This window comes from Mycobacterium sp. URHB0044 (genome assembly GCF_000620625.1).
Taxonomy (GTDB): Bacteria; Actinomycetota; Actinomycetes; order Mycobacteriales; family Mycobacteriaceae; genus Mycobacterium.
Window position 1 is genome coordinate 84813 of sequence record NZ_JIAW01000007.1, and the last position, 26214, is coordinate 111026.

At 66.7% G+C, this 26214-nt stretch carries 23 protein-coding genes and 1 tRNA gene; 7 read left to right on the forward strand and 17 right to left on the reverse strand.

The window, feature by feature from the left end; translation table 11 throughout:
• Positions 1 to 82 precede the first annotated feature (82 nt).
• Positions 83 to 1759 carry an energy-dependent translational throttle protein EttA gene (gene ettA, locus N536_RS0116245; protein ID WP_029114566.1) on the reverse strand — a complete coding sequence of 559 codons (1677 nt, stop codon included), beginning with the start codon at positions 1757 to 1759 and terminating at the stop codon, positions 83 to 85.
• A 65-nt stretch (positions 1760 to 1824) separates the two neighbouring features.
• Entirely contained in the window at positions 1825 to 2304 is a 480-nt protein-coding gene (gene ssb, locus N536_RS0116250; protein ID WP_029114567.1) for a single-stranded DNA-binding protein, read from the reverse strand.
• A gap of 168 nt (positions 2305 to 2472) precedes the next feature.
• On the opposite strand from ssb, the gene atzF reads away from it, so the two are divergent.
• Positions 2473 to 4095 (forward strand): allophanate hydrolase, encoded by a 1623-nt coding sequence (gene atzF, locus N536_RS0116255; RefSeq protein ID WP_029114568.1) that lies wholly within the window; start codon positions 2473 to 2475, stop codon positions 4093 to 4095.
• Here atzF and N536_RS0116260 read toward each other — a convergent pair.
• The 5 genes from N536_RS0116260 to N536_RS0116280 form a co-directional block, all read right to left on the reverse strand.
• Entirely contained in the window at positions 4092 to 6134 is a 2043-nt protein-coding gene (locus N536_RS0116260; protein WP_029114569.1) for a cytochrome c oxidase assembly protein, read from the reverse strand. The genes atzF and N536_RS0116260 overlap by 4 nt on opposite strands.
• Positions 6135 to 6191: 57 nt before the next feature.
• Positions 6192 to 8537 carry a glycerol-3-phosphate 1-O-acyltransferase gene (locus N536_RS0116265; RefSeq protein ID WP_029114570.1) on the reverse strand — a complete coding sequence of 782 codons (2346 nt, stop codon included), beginning with the start codon at positions 8535 to 8537 and terminating at the stop codon, positions 6192 to 6194.
• Positions 8534 to 10270 carry an HAD-IB family hydrolase/lysophospholipid acyltransferase family protein gene (locus N536_RS43030; RefSeq protein WP_051574545.1) on the reverse strand — a complete coding sequence of 579 codons (1737 nt, stop codon included), beginning with the start codon at positions 10268 to 10270 and terminating at the stop codon, positions 8534 to 8536. Before N536_RS43030 ends, N536_RS0116265 begins: the two co-directional genes overlap by 4 nt.
• Complete coding sequence (locus tag N536_RS0116275) at positions 10267 to 11751, reverse strand: wax ester/triacylglycerol synthase family O-acyltransferase (protein WP_029114571.1); 1485 nt, start codon at positions 11749 to 11751, stop codon at positions 10267 to 10269. The genes N536_RS43030 and N536_RS0116275 overlap by 4 nt, the downstream gene beginning before the upstream one ends.
• Before the next feature lie 171 nt (positions 11752 to 11922).
• Positions 11923 to 12351, reverse strand: coding sequence for a group I intron-associated PD-(D/E)XK endonuclease (locus tag N536_RS0116280; protein ID WP_051574546.1), 429 nt, complete (start codon positions 12349 to 12351; stop codon positions 11923 to 11925).
• A 63-nt stretch (positions 12352 to 12414) separates the two neighbouring features.
• Between N536_RS0116280 and N536_RS0116285 the strand changes: the two genes are divergently transcribed.
• Positions 12415 to 12487: transfer RNA gene (locus N536_RS0116285), tRNA-Arg, on the forward strand.
• A 108-nt stretch (positions 12488 to 12595) separates the two neighbouring features.
• Here the strand turns inward: N536_RS0116285 and N536_RS0116290 are convergent.
• Together N536_RS0116290 and N536_RS41545 are read right to left on the reverse strand one after the other, a co-directional pair.
• The gene (locus N536_RS0116290; protein ID WP_231514552.1) at positions 12596 to 13399 is read right to left on the reverse strand and encodes a potassium channel family protein; all 804 of its coding nucleotides are present in this window, start codon (positions 13397 to 13399) and stop codon (positions 12596 to 12598) included.
• A gap of 120 nt (positions 13400 to 13519) precedes the next feature.
• On the reverse strand, positions 13520 to 14188 hold the full coding sequence (locus tag N536_RS41545; RefSeq protein ID WP_369798433.1) for an excalibur calcium-binding domain-containing protein: 669 nt from the start codon (positions 14186 to 14188) through the stop codon (positions 13520 to 13522).
• Positions 14189 to 14627: 439 nt separating this feature from the next.
• On the opposite strand from N536_RS41545, the gene N536_RS40785 reads away from it, so the two are divergent.
• The gene (locus tag N536_RS40785; protein WP_081809253.1) at positions 14628 to 16106 is read left to right on the forward strand and encodes an exonuclease domain-containing protein; all 1479 of its coding nucleotides are present in this window, start codon (positions 14628 to 14630) and stop codon (positions 16104 to 16106) included.
• A gap of 84 nt (positions 16107 to 16190) precedes the next feature.
• Here N536_RS40785 and N536_RS0116310 read toward each other — a convergent pair whose 3' ends face one another.
• Positions 16191 to 16931: a hypothetical protein gene (locus N536_RS0116310; RefSeq protein ID WP_155948621.1), complete on the reverse strand. Its 741-nt coding sequence runs from the start codon at positions 16929 to 16931 to the stop codon at positions 16191 to 16193.
• Positions 16932 to 17125: 194 nt separating this feature from the next.
• Between N536_RS0116310 and N536_RS0116315 the strand changes: the two genes are divergently transcribed.
• Positions 17126 to 17440, forward strand: coding sequence for a hypothetical protein (locus tag N536_RS0116315; RefSeq protein ID WP_155948622.1), 315 nt, complete (start codon positions 17126 to 17128; stop codon positions 17438 to 17440).
• 159 nt (positions 17441 to 17599) lie between these two features.
• Here the strand turns inward: N536_RS0116315 and N536_RS0116320 are convergent, their stop codons facing one another.
• The 4 genes from N536_RS0116320 to N536_RS38655 all read right to left on the reverse strand — a co-directional run bounded on the left by N536_RS0116320 (position 17600) and on the right by N536_RS38655 (position 20429).
• Positions 17600 to 18211 (reverse strand): DUF305 domain-containing protein, encoded by a 612-nt coding sequence (locus tag N536_RS0116320; RefSeq protein ID WP_029114577.1) that lies wholly within the window; start codon positions 18209 to 18211, stop codon positions 17600 to 17602.
• Between the two features lie 38 nt (positions 18212 to 18249).
• On the reverse strand, positions 18250 to 18717 hold the full coding sequence (locus N536_RS0116325; protein WP_029114578.1) for a hypothetical protein: 468 nt from the start codon (positions 18715 to 18717) through the stop codon (positions 18250 to 18252).
• 49 nt (positions 18718 to 18766) lie between these two features.
• Positions 18767 to 19456 (reverse strand): Rv3717 family N-acetylmuramoyl-L-alanine amidase, encoded by a 690-nt coding sequence (locus N536_RS38650; protein WP_051574578.1) that lies wholly within the window; start codon positions 19454 to 19456, stop codon positions 18767 to 18769.
• Positions 19457 to 19640: 184 nt separating this feature from the next.
• Positions 19641 to 20429: a class I SAM-dependent methyltransferase gene (locus N536_RS38655; protein ID WP_051574548.1), complete on the reverse strand. Its 789-nt coding sequence runs from the start codon at positions 20427 to 20429 to the stop codon at positions 19641 to 19643.
• 100 nt (positions 20430 to 20529) lie between these two features.
• Here N536_RS38655 and N536_RS0116340 point away from each other — a divergent pair, with 100 nt between their 5' ends.
• A complete protein-coding gene (locus tag N536_RS0116340) occupies positions 20530 to 21738 on the forward strand; it encodes an enhanced intracellular survival protein Eis (protein WP_081809239.1) in 1209 nt (402 codons plus the stop codon).
• Positions 21739 to 21745: 7 nt separating this feature from the next.
• On the opposite strand, the gene N536_RS0116345 is transcribed toward N536_RS0116340, so the two are convergent.
• On the reverse strand, positions 21746 to 22354 hold the full coding sequence (locus N536_RS0116345) for a TetR/AcrR family transcriptional regulator (protein ID WP_051574549.1): 609 nt from the start codon (positions 22352 to 22354) through the stop codon (positions 21746 to 21748).
• A gap of 97 nt (positions 22355 to 22451) precedes the next feature.
• Here N536_RS0116345 and N536_RS0116350 point away from each other — a divergent pair, with 97 nt between their 5' ends.
• Positions 22452 to 23420 (forward strand): NADP-dependent oxidoreductase, encoded by a 969-nt coding sequence (locus tag N536_RS0116350; protein ID WP_029114581.1) that lies wholly within the window; start codon positions 22452 to 22454, stop codon positions 23418 to 23420.
• 69 nt (positions 23421 to 23489) lie between these two features.
• The gene (locus tag N536_RS0116360; RefSeq protein WP_029114582.1) at positions 23490 to 24476 is read left to right on the forward strand and encodes a zinc-dependent alcohol dehydrogenase family protein; all 987 of its coding nucleotides are present in this window, start codon (positions 23490 to 23492) and stop codon (positions 24474 to 24476) included.
• Here N536_RS0116360 and N536_RS0116365 read toward each other — a convergent pair.
• Together N536_RS0116365 and N536_RS0116370 are read right to left on the reverse strand one after the other, a co-directional pair.
• On the reverse strand, positions 24473 to 25414 hold the full coding sequence (locus N536_RS0116365) for a sterol desaturase family protein (RefSeq protein WP_029114583.1): 942 nt from the start codon (positions 25412 to 25414) through the stop codon (positions 24473 to 24475). The two genes, N536_RS0116360 and N536_RS0116365, sit on opposite strands and share 4 nt — an antisense overlap.
• Before the next feature lie 47 nt (positions 25415 to 25461).
• Positions 25462 to 26205 (reverse strand): helix-turn-helix transcriptional regulator, encoded by a 744-nt coding sequence (locus N536_RS0116370; protein WP_036436629.1) that lies wholly within the window; start codon positions 26203 to 26205, stop codon positions 25462 to 25464.
• Positions 26206 to 26214 lie beyond the last annotated feature (9 nt).

Below are 26214 nucleotides of genomic sequence, written 5' to 3' on the forward strand. Positions count from 1 at the left end.
GCACCGACATTGGCACGCAGATGCGAGACTAGCCGTGTCGGGAGTCGCTCTACCCCTACCCCGCCGGATCAGCCCCGCCGGATCAGTCGCGCGTCAGCCTGCGGTGGGTCACCCGGTGCGGACGCGCGGCATCGACACCGAGACGCTCGACCTTGTTCTCCTCGTAGCCGCCGAAGTTGCCCTCGAACCAGAACCACTTGGCCTCGTTGTCCTCGTCGCCCTCCCACGCCAGGATGTGCGTGCACGTCCGGTCCAGGAACCAGCGATCGTGGGAGATCACCACGGCGCAGCCGGGGAAGCTCTCGAGCGCGTTCTCCAGCGAGGACAGGGTTTCGACGTCGAGGTCGTTGGTCGGCTCGTCGAGCAGGATCAGGTTGCCGCCCTCCTTGAGAGTCAGCGCCAGGTTGAGCCGGTTGCGTTCACCGCCCGACAGCACGCCGGCCGGTTTCTGCTGGTCGGCACCCTTGAACCCGAACGCGGAGACGTACGCGCGCGACGGGATCTCGTTCTGGCCGACCTCGATGTAGTCCAGCCCGTCGGACACGACCTGCCAGACGTTCTTCTTCGGATCGATGCCGCCACGGCTCTGGTCGACGTAACTGAGCTTGACCGTCTCGCCGATCTTGACCGTGCCGCTGTCGGGCTGTTCGAGGCCGATGATGGTCTTGAACAGCGTGGTCTTGCCGACACCGTTGGGCCCGATGACGCCGACGATGCCGTTTCGGGGCAACGTGAACGACAGGTCCTTGATGAGCTGGCGGCCCTCGAAGCCCTTGTCGAGGTGCTCGACCTCGACCACGATGTTGCCGAGCCGCGGCCCCGTGGGGATCTGGATTTCCTCGAAGTCGAGCTTGCGGGTCTTCTCCGCTTCGGCGGCCATCTCCTCGTAGCGGCCCAGCCGTGCCTTGTTCTTGGCCTGGCGAGCCTTGGCGCCGGAGCGCACCCACTCCAGCTCGTCCCTCAGCCGCTTCTGCAGCTTGACGTCCTTGCGGCCCTGCACCGCGATGCGGTCGGCCTTCTTCTCCAGGTACGTGGAGTAGTTGCCCTCGTACGGGTAGGCGCGGCCACGGTCGAGTTCGAGAATCCACTCGGCGACGTTGTCCAGGAAGTACCGGTCGTGGGTGACGGCAAGGATGGCGCCCTTGTAGTCGGCCAGGTGCTGCTCGAGCCACTGCACGCTCTCGGCGTCGAGGTGGTTGGTCGGCTCGTCGAGCAGCAGCAGATCCGGCTTGGACAGCAGCAGCTTGCAGAGCGCGACGCGGCGCCGCTCACCACCGGAGAGGTGGGTGACCGGCTCGTCGGGCGGTGGACACCGCAAGGCGTCCATCGCCTGCTCGAGCTGCGAGTCCATGTCCCACGCGTCGGCGTGGTCGAGGTCCTCCTGCAGCCGGCCCATCTCCTCCATCAGCTCGTCGGAGTAGTCGGTCGCCATCAACTCGGCGACCTCGTTGAACCGATCGAGCTTGACCTTGATCTCGCCAAGGCCCTCCTCGACGTTGCCGCGGACGGTCTTCTCTTCGTTCAGCGGCGGCTCCTGCTGCAGGATGCCCACCGTGGCGCCGGGCTGCAGAAACGCGTCGCCATTGTTGGCGTGGTCCAGACCGGCCATGATCCGCAAGACGCTCGACTTGCCCGCCCCGTTGGGACCGACGACGCCGATCTTCGCGCCCGGAAGGAAGTTCAGCGTGACGTCGTCAAGGATGACCTTGTCGCCGTGCGCCTTGCGGACCTTCCGCATCGTGTAGATGAATTCGGCCATGCCGTGATGTTGCCTTTCGCTTCGCGAGAACTGCTCGGCCCCATCCTAGGCGTGACCGATCGGGGTCAAGCCGACAGTGGCAGCCCCAGGGCAGCGTCCTCGTGTTCGTCGTCTTCTTCGTCTTCGCCGTCGTCGTCCGCATCTGCGTCGATGACGGTGGTGGGCTCTATGGGCTCTTCGTCGACGGTCCGCTTCGGATGCTCGATCCGCGCGATGCTTCGCGCCAGATCCGGCCCCACCGCGGTGGCCCGCACCTCGACCGACGAGCGCCGGATGCCCTCGCGGTCGTCGTACTCGCTGGTGTAGACGTGACCCACCACGATCACCGGGTCCCCCTTGGTGAGTGACGCGCTCGCGCCGGTGACCAGGCGGCCCCAGCAGCTCACCGAGACGAACAACGTGTTCCCGGCCTCCCATGTTCCGTCGGCCGTGCGGCGGCGCGAGTTGCTCGCGACGCGGAACTTGACGACATCCTGATCGCCGACGCGGCGGTGGATCGGGTCGTTGACGATGTTGCCAACCACGGTGAACGGTGTCTCGAACATTGCGATTCCTTTCGTATGCGGCGACGCGGTGCGCATCGGCCGGTGCGACCACTGGACCGCGCGGCGCCGACGCCGGGCGGCGGCACCGACGTCGACGGCACGAGGGCTGTGGATGAAATCGGCTCTGTGGACGAGCGGTGATACCTGTCGCCCGCTAGGTTTGTCGGCATGACGGTGTGGATCAGCCGCCGCGACGGCGCCGAAACCCAGGCCGACCTGGACACGAGCACGCGCAGCGATGGCGCCCTTGCCGGGATCCGGCTGGCAGTCAAGGACAACGTCGACGTCGCGGGACTGCCGACGACCGCGGCCTGCCCCGAGTTCGCCTATGCCCCGGACCGCGACGCGGCATCGGTCGCGGCCCTGCGCGCTGCGGGAGCGGTCGTGGTCGGCAAGACGAATCTCGACCAGTTCGCCACCGGACTCGTCGGCACCCGGTCGCCGCACGGCGCAGTGCCCGACAGCCGCAGGCCCGACTACATCAGCGGCGGCTCCAGCTCGGGTTCGGCGGTGGCGGTGGCCAGCGGTGAGGCCGACATCGCCATCGGCACCGACACCGCCGGTTCGGGCCGGGTGCCCGCCGGCCTGCAGGGCATCGTGGGCATCAAGCCCACGTTCGGCGTCGTCAGCACCGACGGCGTCGTGCCCGCATGCGAGTCCTACGACTGCGTCACGATCTTCGCCCGCGACCTGCAGCTCGCCAACCGCGCGATGGGCGTGCTGGCCGCGGGCGCGCCGCAGCGGCCGTGGCCGGCCGACGCGAAGCTGGCGGCGCCGCCCAACCCCGTCGTCGCCGTGCCAGCCGAGCTACCCGAACTCGACGAGGTCTGGCGTGCGGCCTTCGACACCGCGGTCCGCACACTGACCGACGCCGGCGCCCGCGTCGTCACCGTCGACGTCGCACCGTTCCTGGCCGCAGCCAAGCTGCTGTACGACGGCGCCCTGGTCAGCGAAAGGTACGCGGCGGTGGGCGAATTCATCGACGCACACCCCGACGCCACACTCGACCCCACGGTCGGGAAGATCATCACCGGGGCGCGGGACGTGCCCGCCCACCGACTGGTCCGCGACCGCCGCGAGGTGCAGCGGCTTCGCGACGTGGCGATGGCGTCCCTCGACGGCGTCGACGCACTCCTGGTGCCGACCGCGCCGATGCACCCGAGCCTCGCCGACGTCGCCGCTGACCCCATCGGAGTGAACTCCCGGATGGGGACGTACACGAACTTCTGCAATCTGTTCGACATGTGCGCGGTGTCGGTGCCCGCGGGTATGGCGGGTGACGCCCAGTTCGGGGTCACCGTGCTGGCCCGGGCATTCGACGACGCCGTCGCGCTCGACATCGCGGCGCTGGTGTCCGGAGTAGAGGCGCCGCAGGAGGCGTGGCCGGTCGCCGCGGCGGAGGTCACCGACGTCGTCGTGTTCGGCGCGCACCTGCGCGGGGGGCCGTTGGTGCATCAGCTCACGGACCTCGGTGCGCGCTGGGCGGGCGAGCTCACCACGTCGGCGCGCTACCGGATGACGCTGCTGGCGTCGACGCCGCCCAAACCCGCGATCACCCGGATGCCCTCCGGCGGCGCCGCGCTGAAGGCGCATCGGTGGCTGCTCTCCCCCGCCGCGCTGGGTCGCTTCCTGGTCGGCCTGCCCGCGCCGATGCAACTTGGCAAGGTGGAGTTCGACGACGGCACCTGGCGAACGTCGTTCGGGTGTGACGGCGCCGCGGCCGACGCGGGCGTCGACATCAGCCGGTACGGCGGCTGGGCGGCAGCGGTGGCTGCCGGCGCGGTGAGCTAGCGCGATTCCGCGTCGCGCCGGGCCATCTCGGCGAGCATCCGGTTGTAGGCCGCCAGGTCGGCGTCGTCGTCGCGGTCGGCGGCACGATCGAGGCGCGTGGCATCGCGTTGATCACTGCGCCGCCACTGGATCAGCAGCGCGATCAGGACCACCACCAACGGGACTTCGCCTGCCGCCCAGGCAATTCCGCCGCCGAGGCGCTGGTCGCCGATGAGGTCGGTGTGCCAGTACAGCTTCAGCGATTCATAGAAGCTGCCCGCCAGCACGGTCTGTGTGCTCATCAACACCACGCCGAAGAACGCGTGCAGCGGCAGCGACGCGAACACCATCGCCAGCTTGCCCAGCGGCGGGATGGGCCGCGGCGTCGGGTCGACCCCGATGACGACCCAATAGAACAGGTAGCCGCTCAGCAGGAAGTGCAGGTTCATCGCGACGTGGGCGGGATGGCTACCCGCGGCCGCGTCGAAGATGCCGCCGAAGTACAGCCCGTAGAAGCCCGCGACGAATACCACCGTGGCGATGATCGGGTTGGTCAGGAACTGCGAAACCCGGCTGTGCAGTGCGGCCAGCAGCCACTCGCGCGGACCGGGCGGATCCGCGCGTCCGGCGGCGGGCAGTGCCCGCAGGGCCAGCGTCACGGGGGCTCCCAGTACCAACAGCACGGGCACCAGCATCGACAGCAGCATGTGCGCGGCCATGTGCATGCTGAACATCGCCGGCATGTAGCGGCCCACGCCCGAGGACGTCGCGAACAGCAGCACCGCGCACCCGCACAGCCAGGCCACGATGCGTCCGGTCGGCCACGCGTCCCCGCGGCGACGCAGGCGGCGCACCCCGAACAGGTACAGCACCGCGAAGACGATCGCGGCGGTGCCGAAGATCAAGTCGAAGCGCCAGTCGAAGAGCACGCGCGCCAGCGTCGGTGGCCCGTCGAAGTCATAGCCGATCTCGATCACCGGGATCGACGGGTTGTACACCAGCGGCGGTGGCGGCGGCGTGCGCCCGAGCGCGACCGCGATGCCGAACGTCAGGCCGAAGACCGCCGCCTCGACCAGCGCCAGCCGGATCAGCGGTCCGCGAGCCTCGGGGTCGGCCGCCAACGCGGCGACCCCGCGGCGCCGCTGCTGCCAGCCGATGACGCCGAGCGTGCACAGGGCCACGACCTTGCCGACGACCAGCCAGCCGTACTGGCTGTGCACCAGGTCGCCGAGCCGGATCCGCACCAGGGCGTTGACGACGCCGGACAGCGCCATCGCCACGAAGCACCACAGCGCGACGGCCGAGAACCGGCGCGCTGCGAGACCAGCGTGCAGAGCCATTCCCCGGTCGCTGCGCTCCTGCCCGCCGGAGCCTCCTCGCAGGGCATGCACCAACAGCGCCAGCAGGCCGCCCGCCCAGACCGCCCCGGCGATCAGGTGGATCAGCAGACTGTTCGTCCCCACGTCGTGTGATCCGCCCGCCGACGAGTGGCCGGTCATCGCGAGGGGCAGCAGGGTGACCAGTGCGCCGGCGAACAGCAGCGGCGTCCACGACCAGCGCAGCACCGGGAGGCTGATCACCATCACGATGGCGGCGAGCAGTGCCGTCCACCGCCACGTCCCGGCGGTGTCGATCAGGCCGGCCACCGACCAGATGGCCGACGGGCTCAGCCGGCTGGCCAGCGGCTGCCCGGTGACGTCGGAGACCGTCAGCGGCACCAGCAACGCCGCGCAGACGGCCCATGCGCCCGACGCGAACGTGCCCACTCGCAGCGCGCGGTAGCCCGACGCGTCGAGGACGCCGTTGGCCTGCGGCGGCACCAGGAAGGCGGCCAGGAGGAACGACCCGACCGCCACGACGGCCGCGATCTCGCCGGCGGCCCGCACGAACGGCAGCCCGTAGCTGGTGACCGGTCCGGGGTTGGGCAAGCCGGTGGCGGTCAGCGCGTCGGCCAACGACAGCGCAGCGAGGCCAGCGGCGGTCACGCCTGCCAGCAGGCCGACGCCGACGAGCACCGGCCACACCGGACTGCTGCGCACCTTCAGCGCGACCGTCGTCATGGCACCAGCGTATTTCCTCCGACTGCGTGCTCCCGGTGACCCCGCGTCAGCACGCGGTCAGGCGTCGGCGACCGTGCGACGGCGCTCAAGTTCGCGGGCTATGAACTGCTCGCGCGAAATGTGCTCGACTCGGTCCATGTCGCGAAGGACGTTTTGCAGTTCGGTGGCGAAGGCCTGGCGGCGCTCGGCGAGGTCCGCCGCGGGTTCCAGCAGATGCTGATCGGCGGCCACCTGGCGGGCGGTCGCGAACAGCAGCGCCGACACCGCTTCGTTGCTGCGTACCCGGTCCTGCGCGACGTACTGGCGGCCGACTCCGAGCGCCTTCGTCGTAAGGGCCTTCTCGTCGATCTCGGCGGGGGCGTCGAGCAGCACGTCGGCGATCAGCGCGTACGCCTCGAAGAACGGTCGCAGCATGGCGCCGGAGGTGAGGGGCCGCTTGGCGCGCAGCATCGCGGCGATGCGGTCTTCTCCGGCCGCGATGTTGGCCTCCCAATCGTCGAGCCACGACATCTCCTCGGCGAGATGCTCGCGAAACGCCGCCGAATCGGCGAAGTAGAAGTCGAACTTCAACAGGTCGCGCAGCCGCATCGCCTGCGTCCAGAACGCCTCGAGCCGGTCGCCGTCGGCCCGCCAGGCATGCGCGAGTGCGAGGTCGACGATGGACGTTTCGAGGAACGCGTGGATGGAGGTGTTCCGGTAGAAGGCGGCTTCGTGCTCGTCCTCCGGAGCGATGCGCCACACCGTCTCCCGACCGCCGTCCACCCTGGTGATCGGGTGACCGTTGGACAGCGCGTCGACGGCCGCGCGCACGCCGTCGGGCGTACGTAACCGCAAGGCGCTGTTGGTCATCGGCGTCTGCTTGCGCTCCAAGTAATCCAGGGAGTCCTGCAACGTGTGGTGCAGCTGGTCGAGGGTGAGCGCGACGCCGCGGGCGGCCAGCAACAGGGCCGACACCAAGCCGGTCGCGTTGACCGGGGTGGCCCGCAGGATCCGCCATGCGACCTCGAAGGCCATCTTCTGCATCGCCAGGCGTTTGGCGGCTTGGTCTTCCGTCATCTGGCCGTGCGGCTCGCCGAGGTACTCGCGCATCGACACGGCCTCGGGGAACCGGACGTAGATCTTGCCGTAGTTGCGCTCGCCCTGAGCCTTGATGAAGTTGTACAGCCAGGACAGCCCCTCGGGCGTCTTCTCGCCGCCGCGGGCGTACGCGGCGTACTCGGCGGTCTCGTGTAGCTGATCGAAGCTGATCGACACGGGTTGCAGCAGAATGTCGTCGCTGCGACCGTCGAGGTAGGCGTCGGCGACGTAGGCGAGCAGACCCAGCTTGGGCGGCAACATCTTTCCGGTACGCGACCTGGTGCCCTCGATGGACCAGCTGAGGTTGAACCGCTTCTCGACGATGTAGCCGACGAACTGCCTGAGCACGTACTTGTACAGCGGGTCGTCGAGCTTGCGGCGGATGAAGATGGCGCCCGAGCGACGCATCAGCGGCCCCATGAAGCCGAACGACAGGTTGATGCCGGCGAACGTGTGGACCGGGGGCAGCCGGTTCTCCTGCATCGCGACGGGGACGATCACGCCGTCGAGGTAGGACCTGTGCGAGAACAGCAGCACCGCGGGATGGTCTTCGAGTGCGCGCCGCATCGACTCGACCTCGAGGCGGTCGTAGTCGATGTTGGGGTCGAATCCGCGGCTGAAGATGGCGCGCCCCAACGAGGGGATGAGGTCGACCGAGAACCGACTCCAGCCAGTCGCGAGCTCGTCGAGCATCTTCCCGGCTTCCTCGACGGTGGCACCCGGAATGTCCTCGAGTCCGGCGCGAAACCGGGTGGACGCCAACATCTCTGGCTTGACCAGGCGCGGGGACTTGTACTCCGGCCCCAGGAGGCGCAGCTCGACGCGTTCGATGGCCAGGATGGCGCGGCGGATGACGAAGCGCGCGAAGTCGCGAGGATTCTCCGCGACGGTGATGTCGCTCCACTGCTGACGCAGTTCGGACACCTTCGCGGGATCGCCGGCCACCACGCGTGCCCGCGTCGGATCCTTGCGGAGTATGCGCCCCTGGATCAGGTCCGGCGGCCGGTAGATGTCGCGGCCCGAGAGCAGCGCCACCACCTTGGATCGCGTGGGCAGACCGCCGGGTACCCAGAACACCCGCACTGGCACCACCGACCGGTCGTCGTCGGCCTCGAGGAGTTCGACGAGTTGCGCCAGCGCGGTGGGCGGTGGGTCGTCGTCGCCCGGCAGTTGCAGCACCTCGACGCGGGCGTCGGGATGTTGTCGGCGCTGCCGCTCGAGCCAGTCGTTGAGCAGTGCGAGTTCTGCGGGCGAGGAGACCGACGCCAGGACCAGCGTGTCCTCGGTCGGGCTGAAGCTCGCCAGGTCGTCGCCGGGTCCTTTCACCGCCGGCCCTTCGCGCCGCCGGGTTGCTGACCCGTGGCCGGATCCTTCTGGGCCGTATCCTTCTGGGCGGCAGCCTTCTTGGCTGCGGCGGACTCCTTCGCGGCGGTCTTGGGCGTCGCCTTGGTGGCCATCTTCTTGGCGGGCGCCTTCTTCGCCGCAGCCTTCTTGGCGGGAGCCTTCTTGGCCGGCGCCTTCTTGGCCGGCTTGTCGGCCGTCGTCCTGGCTCGCGCGTAGAGCGGTGCGTCGGGTAGGCCGTCGTGCGGCCACGCCTTCAACGTGTCGAGGTAGAGCTGGCGCACCTCGGCGATGCGCTCCTCCAGGTTGTCCGTCGTCCAGTCGTCGACCGGGATCGGCGGAAACACGGCGACGTCGACCGCGCCCGGGTTGAAGGTGCTGGAGTTGCGCTCGGCGATCACCTCGGCGTTGCGGATCACGATCGGCACGATGGGAATGCCGCTCGCCATCGCGATGCGGAACGGCCCCTTCTTGAACGGGCCCACCTCGGTGGTGTCCAGCCGCGTACCCTCCGGCGCGATGAGCACCGAAAGCCCCTTCCGCGCAAGCTCTTCCATCTTGCGCAGACTCTCCACGGCCGCCTTCGGATCGTCGCGATCGATGAACGCGGCGTCCATCATCTTTCCGATCGTCCCCATGATGGGGTCCTTCTCGAGCTCCTTCTTGCCGACCGAGGTGAAGTTGTCGCTGACCAGCCTGCCCGCGATCAGCGGGTCGGCCTGATTGCGGTGGTTGAAGATGAAGACCGCCGGACGTTGCGCGGTGAGGTTCTCCTCCCCGAGGACGTTGAGGTCGATGCCGATCGACGTCATCAACAGCCGACTCCAGTTGGACGTGAAGAAGTTGACGCCGGTGCGACGGTTTCGGGTAAGCAGGCCGAGGCCGATGGCGCCTGCTGCGACCGGCACCATCGACGCGATGCCCGCGATGGTGCGAATTTGTGACACCGGGCTGCTGCCGCTGCGGCTGGTGAACCGCAGCACCGGCCAGCCACGCTTGGCAGCCACCGCGGCGAGCTTGCCTGCGGGGTTGGTGGGTCGTGGATTGCCGACCAGGTACATCAACGCGACGTCCTCGTCGCCGTCGGCGTAGAAGTAGCTCTCCCCGAGATCGACGCCGTTCTTGGCGGCGAATTCCTGGACGGCCCTTGCCTTTCCGGGCCCCCAGAGGATCGGCCTGACCACCTCTCCGGTGATCAGGCCGTCGTCATCGGTGGCGAACTTGTTGGACAGCACGTTGTCGATGCCGAGGAACCGGGCCACGGGTTCGACCTGAACCGTCAGGGCCGACGAACTGAGGACGACCGTGTGACCGCGCGCCATGTGGGCGCGCACCAGGGCTCGCATTTCGGGGTAGATGCGACTCTGGACGTGCTGGACGAAGAGTCGCTCACCGAGTTCGTCCAGATCGCTCAGCGAGTTGCCGTGCAGCATCCGGGCGCCCTTGCCGATCAGGTCCTCGAACTCGGAGCGGCCCAGCTGATGGTTGAGCCCGGCCTGCACCATGCCGATGAACTCTCCGACGCTCATCTGCCCGCGGCGTAACCGATCCCGCGTCATGAGCACGCCGGTGAACCCCGCGACGAGGGTCCCGTCCAGGTCGAAGAACGCACCCACCTGCGGCCCCTCCGGGCTCGCTTCGATCTCGGCGACGGAGCCGGGCAAGCGGACGATGGGATTGCCGCCCCGACGTGAAGATTGTCTGTTCGGGGAACTCATTGCGCGGCACTCCCATTGGATGAGGCGGACGACGATTCGCTGACGGGAGGCGACCACGACGCCGGGGCGGCCTTGCCGTCGCCGCCGAGCGCGAGCACCTCGTCGAAGCCCTGCAGCAGGCAGTCGGCGAACAGTGCGGGATCGGTGATGGCTGCCCTGTCATACCGGGTGGTGATGGTGCAATAGCCCGTGCGCGAAATCAGCACTGCCATCATCGCGACACCCGGCAGCGGCCCAACCCCGTAGTGCCGCAAGATCTTCGCACCGGCCACGAAGGTCTCACCGGGGTAGAGGGCGACGTTGCTGGCTTGCACGTCGGTGTTGACGATCGATCCGGCGACGCTCTCGAGAATGGCGTCGGGCAGCAGGCTGATCACCGGCGCCATGACACCGACCACGTCCATCGCGCGCTCCTCGCGCCTGCTCGTCATCTGCGCGCGGACCTTCTGGATGCGCGTGGTGGGGTCGACGACGCCGACCGGCGCCGCGATGTTCACGCCGACGAATCGGTTCCCGCCCGCCGGATCGGAGTCCGACCGCATGTTGACCGGCACGGCCATCGGCAAGGTTTCGATGGGGATGCCCTTGGCTTCGTGGTAGCGCCGAAGCGCCCCGCACAGGCCGGCGAGGTAAGCATCGTTGATCGAGCCACCGGCCGCCTTCGACGCCTTGTGCAGGTCGCTCAACTTGATGTCGATCGCCTCAGTGCGGGTCGTCAGACTGCGTCGGCGCAGCAACGGCGACGATTCGGCCACCGGCGCCATCACCCGTTGGCTGGACCGCGCGTAGTCGACGACGCCGCTGACGGCGGAGACGGGGTCCCGGACCGCCCGGCCAACCACCTGCGCCGCACCCCCGAGCACCCCGAGGATGCCGCCGGCGATGGAGCCCGGCAGCCGGTTGAGGCCCTGGCGCATGAGGTCGTTGGGCGAAAGGTCCTGCGGAATCGGCAGTGGCGCCTGCGCCGGCGGCGCGGGATCACGCTCGAGGTCGTAGATGTTGGCGAACATCTCGACGCTGCCGACACCGTCGGTGACCGCGTGGCTCAGGTGCAGCATCGTGGCGGCGCGGCCGTCGGCGAGGCCCTCGACGAGCGTGGCCGTCCACAGCGGGCGGGAGATGTCCATCGGGGATTGCAGCGCGATCTCGGCGAGGTCCAGCACCTCGCGTAGCGTGCCCGGCGCGGGTACCCGCACGCGGCGCACGTGGTAGTCGAGGTTGAAGTCCGGGTCGACGATCCAGCGCGGTGCCGCCGTGGGCAGCGTCGGCATGACGACCTTCTGCCGTAGCCGAAGCGCCTTGCGGGAGGCGTTGTCGAATCGGGCACGGAAGCGGTCCCAGTCGGGTGTGCAGTCGAGTAGCTCGACGCCCATGATCCCCGAGCGGGTGCGTGGATTGGCCTCGCCGCGATGCAGCAGCTGGTCGAAGGCACTCAGTTCCTCGGGTAGTCCGGCCGCATCCAACTCCGGCACGTCGCTCATGGCGTTTCGCTCCCCTTCCCGCTCTCTGAATGCTGGCTCCACGCTAGTCCGCCGCTCGATGCGGCACGCGGCTTTATATACACGTGACTCCGGCTGACCGTTGCTTCGTGGCGCGTCCTCGGGACGCCGCCTCTCACGCCGTAGTTCGGCATGAGTGCACTTCAGCTGAGATCAGCGGCGAACTGCGCACGGGAGCTCGCGAAATGCGGCTGCTACCAGCACTCCTGCGTGCTGGCCGTTCCTGCTGGGTGCAATCCGGAGCGTGACCGATGTGCCGTGTTCGTCTGGCCGTACGTAATAGCACTCGTCGGTCTCCGGGCAGTAGACGCACACGGCGTCGATCGCGTCCTTATCCATCGGTGCCATGTGCGTCCCGTTGCGATCGGCCCACATGGATCGGAACTGAACTTTGACAGCACCGGCGCGCACCGATCGATACTTCACCTGAAGGCGGTGGAACTCTCCGGCCGCATAGGCGACTAGATCAAAAGGCGCGTGCTCTGTCGCCGGAAATAGGACCGTGAACCCTTTGCCAACCAAGTCGGCATGGGCTTTGGCGACGGCCAGATCGCCCTTGTCCTTCGTGTGATGCGCCACCATCGATTCCAGAGTAAGAGGCGACCTATCCATCGGTTCGCGGCAATTCGCTAGGGTGAGTGCGCTGCCCCCGTAGCTCAGCGGATAGAGCAACCGCCTTCTAAGCGGTCGGTCGCAGGTTCGATCCCTGCCGGGGGCGCTTCGTGGGTGTATTGCGTCGGGTGATGGCTGACATTTCGTCTCCGGTTGATGGGCGACAGTCTTTCGGCCGATGCTTGACATTCCCCGGAGGTCGTTGTGCATGCGTCTAGGTGACTTCCGGTGCGCGTCGCTCTGCGACGGCGTCTGTAAGTCGCTGGATCTCCGTGCTGAGCGATCGCACCTGATACTCGAGGTCGGTGCGCAGCGCATCCATCTGAGCGGCCGTCGCTGCTTGCTTCGCCGTGTCTTCCTCAGCGACACGTTGAACGATCCAGGACGCAAGCGTCGCGGTGACGACACCGACGAGGCTGATCCCTCCGATCATCAGCGCGACCGCGATTATCCGCCCGACACCCGTGACCGGAGACAGGTCGCCGTATCCAACAGTGGTGATGGTGGTGATCGACCACCACACCGCGTCACCAAAGGTCGTAATTTTGGAATCGGGCGCATACCGTTCGACATCTAAGATCCCCAGTGACGCAACGTAAACGAGTAGCACGACGCCGCACACGGTGTAAACAACCACCCGTCCCCGAATGGCTCCGCCGATTGCCTTCTGCAAGGCGGCGACCAATACCACTAGTCGTAGCAACCTCAAGGGCCGCAGCAGTGGAAGAGCAACGACGGCCAAGTCCAGTAAGTGGCGGACGAACCATCGCCCGCGGTTTTCGGCGAGACACAAGCGGGCTATGTAGTCGACCAGGAACACAGCCCAGGTGATCCAGATGAGCAGTTGTAGTGCGGTCTCCGACCGACCTTGGGGTTCGGCCAAGACGCGGACTGAGTACGCACCAAGAAATATGAGCGCAACGGTCGCCAGCGGCCACTCAGTATGAGATTGCCATCGTTCTAACCTCGGCTTCTCGTCGGCGGCGCCGCCGGGTTCAAGCACTTCTCCGTCATCCACGTGGCGACCACTCCGTGGGTCGGTGAGCAACGATGTCATCGCACGACGTCTTGGTGCGATTGGGCGCAGCAATGGTCACGACTAGGCGTCGGATCACGTTCGGCACTTCGATCGGTCTCATTACTCGCAAGCGACGCCATCACCGTCTCTATCAAGACCCGAGCGATAACCGGGCTCGCCGACGCGTAAGGGGGCAGCGCCGGCGGCGCGCGCCTCCGCGCAACTCCCGTAGTAGGCGGTCGACGGAAGCTGAGGTACTAGCGGTGCGATTGGTGGCACCAGCTCGGGTTCGGATGGCGGTAGATCGACTGGCGGTTCGGGCGCAGGAGCCGGCGGTTCGAAAAAGGGGGCCGGTGGTGTGACTGTCACTGTCGAAATTGTCGGCGGTGCTGCCACCGTTGATGGCTGGGCTGTCACGGTCACCGTCTTTGTCACCGTTGACGCCGTTGTCTTTCCGCTATCACCGCCGGAGTCGATATTGCTGAGCAAGGCCAATAGGAGTACTCCGCCGACAACGCTGCCGACGACGACCAATCTCCGCTTGTTAGTCGGCGGCTTGGAGGAGGGTTGCCATTCACGGCCGTTCCAGTACGCCTGCCCGCCAGTTCCCGCCGGGTCTGGGTACCAGCCAGGCATGGGTGATTGCTGTGTCGTCAAACTTCCTTCCCCGTCCGTGAGCCCGCTCGACCATCCGGACATTTTTTGGACGTCGTGGCGGGCTTCAGCCGCGTCCGTTTCAACGCTCCGGGCTACCGGCCCCCGAATGAACGCCAGCAACGGCGATCGCATCTCATGGCAGCAATGGTTGCACCAAGGCAGCAAAATCACGGCAGATTGCGAATCTGGCGCCAGCTAACACACTGATCGTCAACTCAGAGATGGGGCGGACCGGTAGTTCATCGTGACCACAGATGGCCGAAAGACCTTCTGCAACACTTCCACGTCGTTGGCGACCCAAACGCCGCACAGGGGCGGCACCAACGGGGTTTGAAGGCGCGAAGTCGCCATGCCCGACTGCCGCGATCGTCTTTGCGAAGTGATCACCCGACCAATTCCGCGTCCGGCGTCACGGACAACTCCTCAATGTCGCGGCAATCGTCGGTAAGGACGAACCGACATCTGGCAGTGGATCGATGTAGACAACGCGAATCGTCGAAACATATCGGCTCGGACTGATAGGACTAGCCGATATGAACCGGACCGCGGGGAGTTCGATTCAGGGGGAAGCATGACGGTAACGGCTGGGTGGTATCCGGACCCATCGGGCGAAGCCCTGTTGCGATGGTGGGACGGGTTTGCATGGACCAAGTCAGTTCACCATGCTGCGACAGAAGTCCCTGCTGCGCAATCTAATCCAGTTCAGCGACTTGCGCATCTGCTCAGTGACGGCGAGTGCATTGCGGTTGTCGATGTCGAGACGACAGGCCTCTACAACGTTGACCGCGTGGTCGAAGTCGCCGTAGTCACCGTCGATCGCGACGGCACGATCGTGGACGAGTTCGAGACGCTGGTCAATCCGCTACGCGACGTCGGGCCCACCTGGATCCACGGCATCGACGCAACCATGGTTCGTCACGCGCCAACGTTCGCAGACGTGGCACAACACGTCGCATGTCGTGTGGACGGAGCGGTCGTCGCAGGCCACAACGTGCGGTTCGATACCCGCATCCTCACCCGTGAGTTCGAGCGCGCAGGTATCGACGTCGACTGGGGCGCCGGCCTCGATACCTTGTCGGTCACGAGCTGCAAGCTGGGCCAGGCGTGCGCCGATTACGGAATATCGCTGAACGGGCAGCACCGCGCGCTGGTCGACGCCCGCGCGACTGCCCAGCTGATGTTGACTTTGGCGAATTCACTTCCCGCCGACCGACTGCCCGTAGTGGCGCGACCACTGTCGGTGACCTCGATGCGTGTATGCCGGCGGGACGGTTACGTACACGCCGACCCTCCAACGCCTTACCTCACAGCGCTCGCGCGAGGCATCCATAGCAGCATCGACGTTGCGCCCTACGTCGGACTCCTCGATCTCGCGGTCGCCGATCTGCGACTCACCGCGGCCGAGCGCGGTGAACTACACTGCCTCGCTGGCGATCTCGGGTTGGACGACCGTGCAATCGCCCGTGCCCATCGCGAGTTCCTCAATGGGCTGATCGACGCGGCGGTCGAGGACTCCATCGTCACCGACGATGAACACGATCAGCTGTGCCGCGCTGCAGCGCTGCTTGACATCGATCTCGAACACGTCGCCCGCCGCACCGATTCTTTCCGTGCGACCACGAAAGTCATCGAACTGATGGCCGGTCTCAGCGTCTGCTTCACCGGCGCGGCACAGGATCCGCACGGCCGCCAAGTCGATCGGGCGCAACAGACAAGCCTCGCCGAACAGCACGGCCTAGTCGTGACCAAATCGGTCACCAAGAAGAGTCCTGATTTGGTCGTGGCCGCTGACGGCGACTCGAGGTCTGAGAAGGCGCGCAAGGCGCGCGAGAACGGGATCCCAGTTGCTACATTCTCGGCGTTTGTCGACGCGCTTCGCACAGGTGAATCGTTGACAGTCGCACTCTTGTCGTCATCCGGTCTCGCATTAGTTTGCGTCGACTGCGGCGATTCATGGCTGGCCGCACGTCGGGTGAGTCAACCTCTGTGTGCCGCATGCTCAAGCGCCTCGCTTCTCGATGCCAAACCGGGCAAACGTGTGACCGCATAGCAGATCGCGACGAACAAATCGTCACTCTGTTGTCCACTGCACAGCCGCGATGTGCCGCGTAAGTCGCCGGTCGACTACTTAACGTCAGCCGCTTGGATCCGATAGGTAGGTCGTCGGTGCCCACCAATCAGACGATGAAATATATTCCGCGCGAAGGCCTTCGTAGTCGTCGGGAATGGTGATCCATTCGAACTCAGGGACGCGGGGCTTGACCGCGCGACCGTCGACGATCATCGACAGTTCAAGCTGCCAGCCCCTTGCCTTGGTGGAGGCTCGGCCGGCCACTCGGAAAACGAGCGGTTGGTCGAAGGACACACTAAAGAGTGGCTCGATCCTTGACTCTTTCGGAAACTCTCGAGAGTCGATGCACCACACCTCCTCGGTGTCGAGGTTGACTTCGAGCGATAACGCCACGATCGGTCCGCCCAGCGCCTGCCTGAGCGCGATGCCTGGAATCGTCTCGAGTTCGGTCGCACACACGTCGATACCGTCGATGACCACCGACGCGTTGCCCTTGGCTTGAACTATCAATCCGAACTCACCGACGCCGATCGGTAGGGCACGCCTACGCTTGATCCAACGTTCGGCCGTCCGCGTGTTCTCAACGATCTCACTCGGGCGTGGCGGCGAGCATTGTTTTAGCTCATCCACGTTCGGAACGAAAACTGAGAATGTGGGCGCCGACTCGCGCACGGTCAGCGCCACCGCATGATCGGCCACTGCAGCCCGGTGAACGAATTGTGCGCCTCCAGCGAAGGCTCTGGCGGCAGCGAAGAGGATTCCCGGTTCCACGCTGCTGACACTAACGTCGTCGAAGCGCACCACTTCGGCTCTCATTCTTCGGCGCGCCATCGACCCCCTTTGTGGCCGGCCCGGGATTAGCAATCACGGAACGACTGGCAACTCGCCCAGCGAGTTGTGGCGCGACTGCAAACAATCTCTTCGACTGCTACGCGGGTCATCGTGCACACCGCCGCCGGGCCGAAGTCGGTGTATCCGCCGCCGGTAAGGTGCTGCGCGTGAACGACGACGTGATGGACCCCGACGACGAACTGGACGAGCTACTTGCAGACCAAGAGCTTGACGAGGACGCCGAGATGTCCGAGCAGGACGCCAACGGTCACACGTTGTCGATCCGCCGCGCGGATGGCACCGAGATCGTCACCGTCTCCACGCTGGGGTCGGGACAACAATGGGCGGTGTACATGCAGCCGGGCGGCGGGGTGCAGAACGCCTACCTCGGCAGCCAGGGCAACCCTGACGTTTGGGTCAACAGCGAGACGCATGAGATAGCGCGTGACGAAGACGGCACGTACGTCATCTCCATCGACTGAACTGACCCGGCGTGGCATGCGGCTGGTAGGCAGCTGCCTCCTAACTCGGACTAACGAGGTCACTAATCCGAGTTAGGTAGCTCAAGTCGGACTTTGCAGTCGGTCAGTCCTAGTTGGAATGTCATCAGGCGACAGAGCGCGAGGCGGCGGCCGCGTCGATCAGCTCGTCGTGTTCAGCATCCGGTTCATCCGGGCGATCTCGTACTGCTGGGCCGGGATGATGTTGGTCGCCACGCTGATCGCGTGCGGGTTCTGGCCGTGGTTGATCTCGGTTTGCGCCATCGCAATGGCTCCGTCGTGATGGGCGATCATCGATGTCATCCAGAGCTGGTCGAACTTCTCGCCCGACAACGACGGGAGCCGCTTCATGGTGGCCGCGTCGACCATCCCGTCGACGTGCATTCCGCCAGCCATGTCCATCCCGCTATGCATGGGCATTTCGACGGGCTCGTGCCACTCCGTCAGCATTGCGGTCAAGATCTCGATCTCTGCCCTTTGATCGATGCCGATGTGCTCCGCGACGACGACGAGCTCGTGATTGGTGGTGTGAGTCGGCACCATCGCGGCCATCTCGACCGCCTGTCTATGGTGCGGAATCATGTTCTGCGCGAAGGCGACATCGTCGGCGTTGTGCGGACCCGGGGACACGCTTGCCACGGATGTCGGCACCGTGCCGCTCGGTGCGTCGGAACTCGACGTGCAACCGCTCGCCATGATCGTCACGGCAAGGGCAACGAACCCGGCAGCCCGCAGCCCAGCGCGAGGTCGCATGCCACCACAGTAGGCGCCGATGTCACGGGAGACGGACGTCAAGCCGACGCCGGCTGGCAGGCCAACCTGCGTTGCTTTGCAAGTCCGAACCTCGCGATGGTGTAGACGAACTGCCGGAAATCCTGATGCCGGTCGACGCACGCGGTTCCGGAGGCCTCCCACAGTTGTCCACCCTCGCTGACCGCGGCTCGCGTCAGCCGCACGCGAGTGACGGGGTCGGTGAAGACATAGGCGCCTGTGAGCCGACGCTGCGCGGCGCGATCCGTCGATTCGCGGAGGATGTGTACCTGCATGGCCTTGCCGTCGAGCCGCCGAACCGTCACGACGGACGGGTCGATCGACACGCGCAGGACGGCCGTCGCGAAGTCCCCTCCGATGCCGACCTGGATGATGTCGTCGACGATGGGAACGGTGAGATAGACGGTTCCGCAGTACATTTCGTCGAGGTCGTCGCAGAAGAAGCGGAACCCGCGTCGCAGGCAGCTCTGGTCGGACTTCGACGGCATGACTTAATGGTAATCGTTTTCATTAGCCACTGCCGACGGGGCGGAACCGTCAGCCAGAGCCCAGGTACGCCGCGATGCCGCGCGTCACCGCCGCCGCATAGCGCGTCCGGCCATCCACGCTGGTCAGCGCGGCGGCGTCGCCGGCGTTCTTCATGTTGCCCATCTCGATCAGGATCGACGGGTACTGCGCAAGGTTGAGCCCCGCCAAGTCGGCACGGCCGTAGAGACCGTTCGTGCCGCGGTACGTGGACGGTTGCAGGCCCGCAGCGACCAGTTGGTCCCGCATGACTTCCGTGAAGCGCACGGCGGGACCCGCCTGCGCCTCGTTGATCGGAGGATTCGAATAGTTGACGTGAAACCCGTGCCCGTCTGCCGGCCCGCCGTCGGCGTGAATGCTGACGATCGCATCGGGGTGCAGGGCGTTGGCCATGGCGGCACGCTGGTCCACGCAGGGACCCAACGCGTCGTCGTCGCCTCGAGACAGGGCGGTGCGCACCCCGAGCTGACTCAACTCCGCACGGATCCGGAGCACCGTGTCCCAATTGAACGAATGCTCCGGATAGCCGCCGTCGGTGGCCGTGCCGCTGGTTTGGCAGTCCTTGGTGCCGCCACGTCCGTTGGGTACCTGCCGGTTGATCGATGCATCGTTGGCGCCATTGTGGCCGGGGTCGAGGAACACGATCTTGCCCGCGATGCCCGACGCACCTTGCGCCCGAGGCAGGTTCAGTACCGGCACCATCGAGAGACCGAGCAGCACCGGCGCGCCATACCGGAGCACGTCCCGGCGCGTCGGGCTGCCGGCGGATCCACATCGGCGAGCTTGGTCGTCCTGCACCGCGTCACCGTAGCGATCCAACCTTGGAGCGCTCAGACGACATGCGGTGTCGTTGCGGCCGAATCCACGACACCCGCACTGGCCCGGATCACGGCTGGTGTGCGAATACTCGGCGCAGGACCCAGATCTCCTCGGCGGGCCACCGTCGTGCCCAGGCCAGCGATGCGGCCGATCGATACGAGCTGGAGGCATCCGGCCTGGGCTGCAGCTCGATCAAGTCCTCGACCACGAAGCCGTTCGAGCGAAACAGCCGGATCCACTCGCCGTACGGCAGCTGGAAGTACACCTCGTCGTCGACGTCGATGCGGTGCATCCCGAAGTAGTCCAACGCCAGTTGCTCGCCGACCTCTTCTGCGTCGAGCGGCCAGCAGATGGTCTCGATCGGCGAGTGGTGGCTGAACGCGAACAGCCCGCCGTTTCGGAGTAGGCGGGCCACCTCGGGCACGGTCCGGAACGGGTCGGCGAACGTCATCGCCCCGTGATCGCAGAACACCACGTCGAAGCTGGCGTGCGGAAGCGGCACGGCCTCGGCGCTGGCATGGACGAGCGGGAAGTCGGCGCCAGCTTCCGCCATCAGCCGGCGAGCGTGCTCGAGCTGGCGCTCCGACAGATCCAAACCGACCGGACGGGCGCCGAACCTCGCCAGCGCGATCGACCACTGCGCTGCACCACAACCCAATTCGAGAATGTCGCGACCGGCCACGTCGCCGAGCACGCGCAGCTCGGATTCAGGAATCTGCGTCGTGCCCCAGGCGTACCCGCCGCTAGCCGCCAGATGGTCACCGTGCTTGGCCTGATACTCGTCGCTGTAGTCGTCCCACATTGCCCGATTGCGGGCCTCGTGCTCGGTGAGAGTGGGACCGGTCTCGCTAGACATTTGGAAACACTAACCGCGCCGTGGAGCGCAGTGTGGTGTGTCTACTCCGCCACGAAGAATTCGGATGCGGCCCGACGGCCTGATGTGACACCGTGATCGTATGTCGTCCTCCATGGCAACGGATCTGACGGTGCGCAGCGCGTCGGACGGCGACTGGCCTGCCATGTCACGGTTGGCCGCTACCTGTTTCGGGTCGTTCCGCCAGCCGGAGGTGCTCGCCATGTGGCGCAGCATGACGCCCGATGGCGGTGCCTTGATCGCGTGTGACGGACCCGACGTCGTCGGCATGGCCATCTACCTCGACATGCAGCTGACCGTGCCAGGTGGGGCGGTTCTGCCCACTGCCGGCCTGACGTGGGTGGCGGTGGCACCGACGCACCGCCGCCGCGGGGTGTTGCGTCGCATGTACACCGAGCTACACCGCCGCATCGCCGACGCCGGTTATCCGATCGCCGCGTTGACTGCCAGCGAAGCCACCATCTACGGCCGGTTCGGCTACGGCCCAGCCACCGTCGAGCAGACCCTCAGCATCGAGCGGCGGCGGGCGAAATTCCATGCCGGCGTTGCCGACCCGGGCGGGGTCAGGCTGGTCGAGCCGGCGCGCTACCGCGACCAGTTGGCCGCCATTTACGAACGGTGGCGACTTCGCACCCCCGGCGGGCTTCATAGTCCCGCAGAGATGTGGGATGAAGTGCTCGCCGACCGCGAGACCGCCCGCCACGGCGGCACCCCACTGTTCGGGTTGCTGCATGACGACGGTTTTGCGTTGTATCGGATACACGGCTACGACCCTAAGACCGTCCGGGTCACCAAGTTCACAGCAGTCACCGACGATGCGTATGTGGCGTTGTGGCGGACACTGCTGGGCCTCGACCTGATGGAGAAGGTCGAAGTCACCACGCATCCCGCCGACCCGTTGCCGTACCTGCTCACCGACCCACGGCTGGTGTCCATCACCGAAAGTGAGGACGCGCTCTGGTTGCGGATGATGGACATCCCGGCCGTTCTCGAGGCGCGCAGCTACCACGGAGACTTCTCCGCGGTGCTCGAGATCGGCGACGGCTTCCTCGGGAATGGCGGGCGATTCAGCCTCGACGTGCAGGACGGCAAGGCTCGGTGCTCACCCAGCGACGCGGACGCCGACGTTCACATGGACCTCGAGGTGCTCGGCAGTCTGTACATGGGCGCCCATCGCGCGTCCGCCTATGCGTTTGCGAATCGCTTGCACTGCAAGGACTCCGAGCTCCTGCGGCAACTCGACTTGATTTTCGCCTGGGACGTTCCCGCGGAAATGGGCTACGGCTTCTGATGACTCGTCAGCTGTGCAGCGCTCGACGTGCCTGCGCCTCGGTGGGCGGCCGTGGCACCTCGACCTGATCCTGAAAGATCACACCGGCCAGCCACAGCCCGACCAACCGGGCACTCGACCGCGGAGCCGTATCGACGGTCCGATGGATCAGGCCGGCGTTGGCGATCAGCAGCAGGGCCAGGTCCACGGGTGACGCGTCGGCGCGCACCTTGCCGCTACGTACCGCACGCCGGAAGACCGTGGCGATGGCGCGGTGATGACGTAGCCGCAGCTCTTCGACGTGTGACGACAACGGTCGCAGCGACGCCAGCAGATCTGCGAGACCTCGGTTCGTCGCCTGCAATTCACACGTCGCCGTGACGCACTCCCGCAACCCGGCCACCGGATCGTCGTCGCGTGCGGCGTCTTCGGCGATGGCGCAGTAGCGCTCCAGATGCCCCGCGTAGACCTCGGACAGCAACGCCTCGCGCGTCGGGAAATGCCGGTACAACGTCGCGTTGCCGATACCGGCTCGCCGGGCGATCTCGTTCAGCGACACCTCGACGCCCTGCTCGGCGTACACCGCCTCGGCCGCCACCAGCAGGGCGTCCCGGTTGCGCTGAGCATCGGCTCGCACCTCGGCCTCCTCGATCGGTGGAATATCCGGGGAAGGTTCCCCGTTTGATCGTACGTCGAGATAAGTGGGGACGCATCCCCAAATAGGAGGTTCTGTCATGAGAGCGGTAGTGGTCAGCGAATATGGCGGCCCCGACGTGCTGCGGCAAGTCGAAGCCGACGAACCTCGTGCGGGCGCCGGTCAGGTCCGCATCAGGGTGCATGCCGCGACGGTCAACCCCGCCGACGTGCTGCTCCGGGTGGGCGACATCGACGACGCGCTGCGCGCCAGCACGTTGTCGGCGCCGTACCGCCCGGGCATGGAGGTCGCCGGAATCCTCGACGAAGTCGGCCCGGACACCCCCACCGGCCTGCGCGTCGGTGACCGCGTCATGGCGATCGTGATGCCGATCGACGACTCCGGCGGTGCCTACGCCGAATACGTGGTGGTCGACGCCGATCAGGTCACCGCCGCGCCCGCGGGCACCAGTCATGCCGAGGCGGCCACCTTGCCGATGAACGGGCTGACGGCCCGACGGGCGCTCGACGTGCTCAACTTGGCGGCGGGTGAGACGCTCGCGGTCACCGGCGCAGCAGGTGCGGTGGGCGGCTACGTCGTCCAGCTCGCCAAGGCCGACGGGTTGCGGGTGATCGCCGACGCCGCCCCCACCGACGAGCAGCTCGTCACGGCGCTCGGCGCCGACGTGATCGTCGCGCGCGGAACCGGTGTGGGCGAACGGATTCGGCAAGCGCACCCCGAGGGTGTCGCGGCGGTCGTCGACGCCGCACTGCAGGGCGACGAGGTTTTGCCCGCGCTGCGCGACGGCGGTCAGATCGCCGTCGTGCGCCGTCCCGGCGAGCGCGGCACCTCGACACTGCATCCCGAACGCGGGATCACGATCCGCGACGTCTGGGTGCCTGACTACACCCACGCGACCGACAAGCTCGACGGTCTACGCGTGTTGGCCGAGCAGGGCAAGCTCACCCTGCGCGTCGCACGGACCTACCCCGCCGCAGATGCCGCCGCGGCGCACCGGGCACTCGAAACAGGCGGCGTCCGTGGCCGTCTCGTTCTCGTCTTCGACTGAGATGGAGAGGAAGTCCAGCGGTGTCACCATCGCGGAGGCGAAGATGAAGCCCAACACGGAGGAGAACTCATGCGCGCTGCAGTCCTGACCGCCTTCAACGTCCCGCTGCAGATCAGCGAAATCCCCGACCCAACCCCCGGCCCCGACGATGTCTTGGTGCGCGTCATGGCGAGCGGCGTGAATCCGCTCGACACGAAGATCCGCCGGGGCGAGGCCGCGCACGCGAAGATGGCGCCGCCAGCCGTTCTGGGCATCGACATGGCCGGAGTGGTGGAAGCAGTGGGGGCACGCGTCGACGGATTCCGCGTCGGCGACGAAGTATTCGGCATGACCGGCGGAGTCGGCGGCCTGCAAGGCTCGCTGGCCGAGCTCGCCGCGGTCGATGCGCGGTTGATCGCCGTCAAGCCGAAGGCGCTGTCGATGGAGCAGGTCGCGGCCCTTCCGTTGGGCTTCATCACGTCCTGGGAGGGGCTCGTGGACCGCGCCGGCGTCTCGGCGGGCCAACAGGTGCTGGTCCACGGTGGGGCGGGCGGGGTCGGCTTGCTCGCGGTACAACTCGCGATCGCCCGCGGCGCGCAGGTGTTCGCCACCGGTGGTCCGTCGAGCCAGGAGGTGATCCGCCAGGTCGGGGCGACGCCCATCGACTACACGGCAAGCACCGTCGACGATTACGTGAACGCGCACACCGGTGGGGAGGGCTTCGACATCGTGGTCGACAACGTCGGTGGCGCCACCCTCGATGCCTCGTTCACCGCCGTCAAGCGCTACAGCGGCCACGTCGTCAGCGCATTGGGGTGGGGCACGCACAGTTTGGCGCCGTTGTCGTTCCGTGGGGCCACCTATTCGGGCGTGTTCACCTTGATGCCGCTGTTGACCGGCCGCGGTCGCGAACACCACGGGCACATCGTCGCGCAGGCGGCGGCCCTGGCCGACGGTGGCCGGTTGGTTCCCCGCTTGCACTCCAAGACTTTCGAGCTGGACGAGGTCAACGACGCGTACGCGATCGTCGAAAGCGGTTCCGCCGCGGGCAAAGTGGTGGTGAGACCGAATGGCTAGGAGAATTCAGTGACCGTCTTCACGACGCCCTTCGAATCCACGTCAACCGCGGCCACCGAGAACGCGCATCCCCCCGCACGGGTGAACGGGTAGACCACCTGCCGTAGATAGCTCGTCGGGTAGTCCGGTTTGGCCGCCATGCCGAGTTGCGTGGAATCGAACCGGCGGTTGGGGTCGTAGGAGAACGTCCGCATCAGGTGATCCCACGTCAACGTGAAGAGCCCGAAGTTCACGTCACCGACGCCGGCCCATTTGAGGTGATGAAACCGGTGACCTTCGTTCAGTGCGAGAACGTATTTGGCGGGACCCACGCGGTAGTCGGCGTTGGAATGCTGCAGCAGAAGCTGAATGGCGACCGCGAGAGCGAGTGCGGAGGCGACGTCGACCGGCAGTCCGATGAAGATGAGCGGGGCGACGCCGGCGGCCATCTCGACCGTTTGGTGCAGCGGATGCTTCATCAGCCCGTTGAGACCGTAGAACCGCGTGATGCTGTGGTGCACCGCGTGGAACCGCCACAACACCGCGACCTCGTGGCTGGCGCGGTGCACCAGGGTGATGCCGAGATCGGCGATCAGGATCGCACCGAGGACCTGCAGGATGAATGGCCGACTGGTGGGCCAGATGTCGGGCTCGGGGACGGTCGCGGCGAGTAGCGGGATGGCCGCGACGCTGGCCAGGATCAGCGTTTCGTTGACCACGACGTGGACACAGTCACGGGTGCTGTCGCTGCGGTCGTCGTTCCAGCTGCGATCGTACGGAATGATGTGCTCCACCATGGAGGACATGGCGATCGCGATGGCCAGAATCGCGAGGAACCAGTACTTCGGTGCGCCCATGGCCGCCACCGCAATTCCCGCGCCGCAGAGGCCGACCAGCATGAAGGGTACGTAGCCGTAGCGGGCAGTGGCGCGGACAGCGGTGTATGCCAGGTTGCTCATGCCCCAATGATCGGCGGTGCGCCTCGGTGGGGGCTTGAACGTTTCGGCTAACCGGTGGTGGCGATGTCCCAGGACACGTGCCGGCTCAACAGCGATGGCGGCAGCCCGAACATGTCCCGACAGGTGCGGGTCAGATGGGCGCTGTCGGCGAATCCCGCGGCGTGAGCGGCGTCGGTCAGATCGTCGCCGGCCTGCACCCGAGTGATCGCGATCCGCAGCCGCAGCCACAACACATAGCGACGCAACGGGATTCCCACCTGATCGGTGAATAGGTGGGTCAAGCGACTGGTCGAGACGTGAACGTGGGCGGCCACGTCGGTGCCGCGCACCGGGCCGGTGCCGACGAGGCCCGGCAGCAACTCCATCGCTGCGCGGACTGCGGCGTGCCGGTCGGGCGGCTCGCCTGCCGGGGTAGGCGTCAACTGGTTGATCAGACCGTCGACCACGGCGGCCAACGGTCGATCGCCGGCCGGGGCGAGCACGGCGCCCGCGGTCCACCCGACGGCGAGAGCCCGGTGTTGGGCAACGCGGCCGGCAGCGGATTCGGGATCCAAGAACGCGGTGCTCCCCCGCGCCGCGCCCGTCTCGATCCAATGTGACGCGTCCGCGGGCACGGTCACCTCGGTGCCGCGGTTCCGATGCCCGTCCTCGTCGACCACGGTCACCGGCGTTGCGGCAGTGATGATCTGAATCGCGTGATGCGCGTGTCGATCGGTCGCGCCGATGGATCCGGTGAACGCCAGCACACCCGAGCGCAGCAGTGCCGATCCCTGCCACCGGTGCTCGGTCATCGTCCGCCC

Bases quoted from the DNA above. Each gene is read 5' to 3' on its own strand.
- ettA (WP_029114566.1), bottom strand. From the start codon at position 1,759: ATGGCCGAATTCATCTACACGATGCGGAAGGTCCGCAAGGCGCACGGC.
- ssb (WP_029114567.1), bottom strand. From the start codon at position 2,304: ATGTTCGAGACACCGTTCACCGTGGTTGGCAACATCGTCAACGACCCG.
- atzF (WP_029114568.1), top strand. From the start codon at position 2,473: ATGACGGTGTGGATCAGCCGCCGCGACGGCGCCGAAACCCAGGCCGAC.
- N536_RS0116260 (WP_029114569.1), bottom strand. From the start codon at position 6,134: ATGACGACGGTCGCGCTGAAGGTGCGCAGCAGTCCGGTGTGGCCGGTG.
- N536_RS43030 (WP_051574545.1), bottom strand. From the start codon at position 10,270: ATGAGTTCCCCGAACAGACAATCTTCACGTCGGGGCGGCAATCCCATC.
- N536_RS0116275 (WP_029114571.1), bottom strand. From the start codon at position 11,751: ATGAGCGACGTGCCGGAGTTGGATGCGGCCGGACTACCCGAGGAACTG.
- N536_RS0116280 (WP_051574546.1), bottom strand. From the start codon at position 12,351: ATGGTGGCGCATCACACGAAGGACAAGGGCGATCTGGCCGTCGCCAAA.
- N536_RS41545 (WP_369798433.1), bottom strand. From the start codon at position 14,188: ATGCGATCGCCGTTGCTGGCGTTCATTCGGGGGCCGGTAGCCCGGAGC.
- N536_RS40785 (WP_081809253.1), top strand. From the start codon at position 14,628: ATGACGGTAACGGCTGGGTGGTATCCGGACCCATCGGGCGAAGCCCTG.
- N536_RS0116320 (WP_029114577.1), bottom strand. From the start codon at position 18,211: ATGCGACCTCGCGCTGGGCTGCGGGCTGCCGGGTTCGTTGCCCTTGCC.
- N536_RS0116325 (WP_029114578.1), bottom strand. From the start codon at position 18,717: ATGCCGTCGAAGTCCGACCAGAGCTGCCTGCGACGCGGGTTCCGCTTC.
- N536_RS38650 (WP_051574578.1), bottom strand. From the start codon at position 19,456: ATGGTGCCGGTACTGAACCTGCCTCGGGCGCAAGGTGCGTCGGGCATC.
- N536_RS38655 (WP_051574548.1), bottom strand. From the start codon at position 20,429: ATGTCTAGCGAGACCGGTCCCACTCTCACCGAGCACGAGGCCCGCAAT.
- N536_RS0116340 (WP_081809239.1), top strand. From the start codon at position 20,530: ATGTCGTCCTCCATGGCAACGGATCTGACGGTGCGCAGCGCGTCGGAC.
- N536_RS0116350 (WP_029114581.1), top strand. From the start codon at position 22,452: ATGAGAGCGGTAGTGGTCAGCGAATATGGCGGCCCCGACGTGCTGCGG.
- N536_RS0116360 (WP_029114582.1), top strand. From the start codon at position 23,490: ATGCGCGCTGCAGTCCTGACCGCCTTCAACGTCCCGCTGCAGATCAGC.
- N536_RS0116365 (WP_029114583.1), bottom strand. From the start codon at position 25,414: ATGAGCAACCTGGCATACACCGCTGTCCGCGCCACTGCCCGCTACGGC.
- N536_RS0116370 (WP_036436629.1), bottom strand. From the start codon at position 26,205: ATGACCGAGCACCGGTGGCAGGGATCGGCACTGCTGCGCTCGGGTGTG.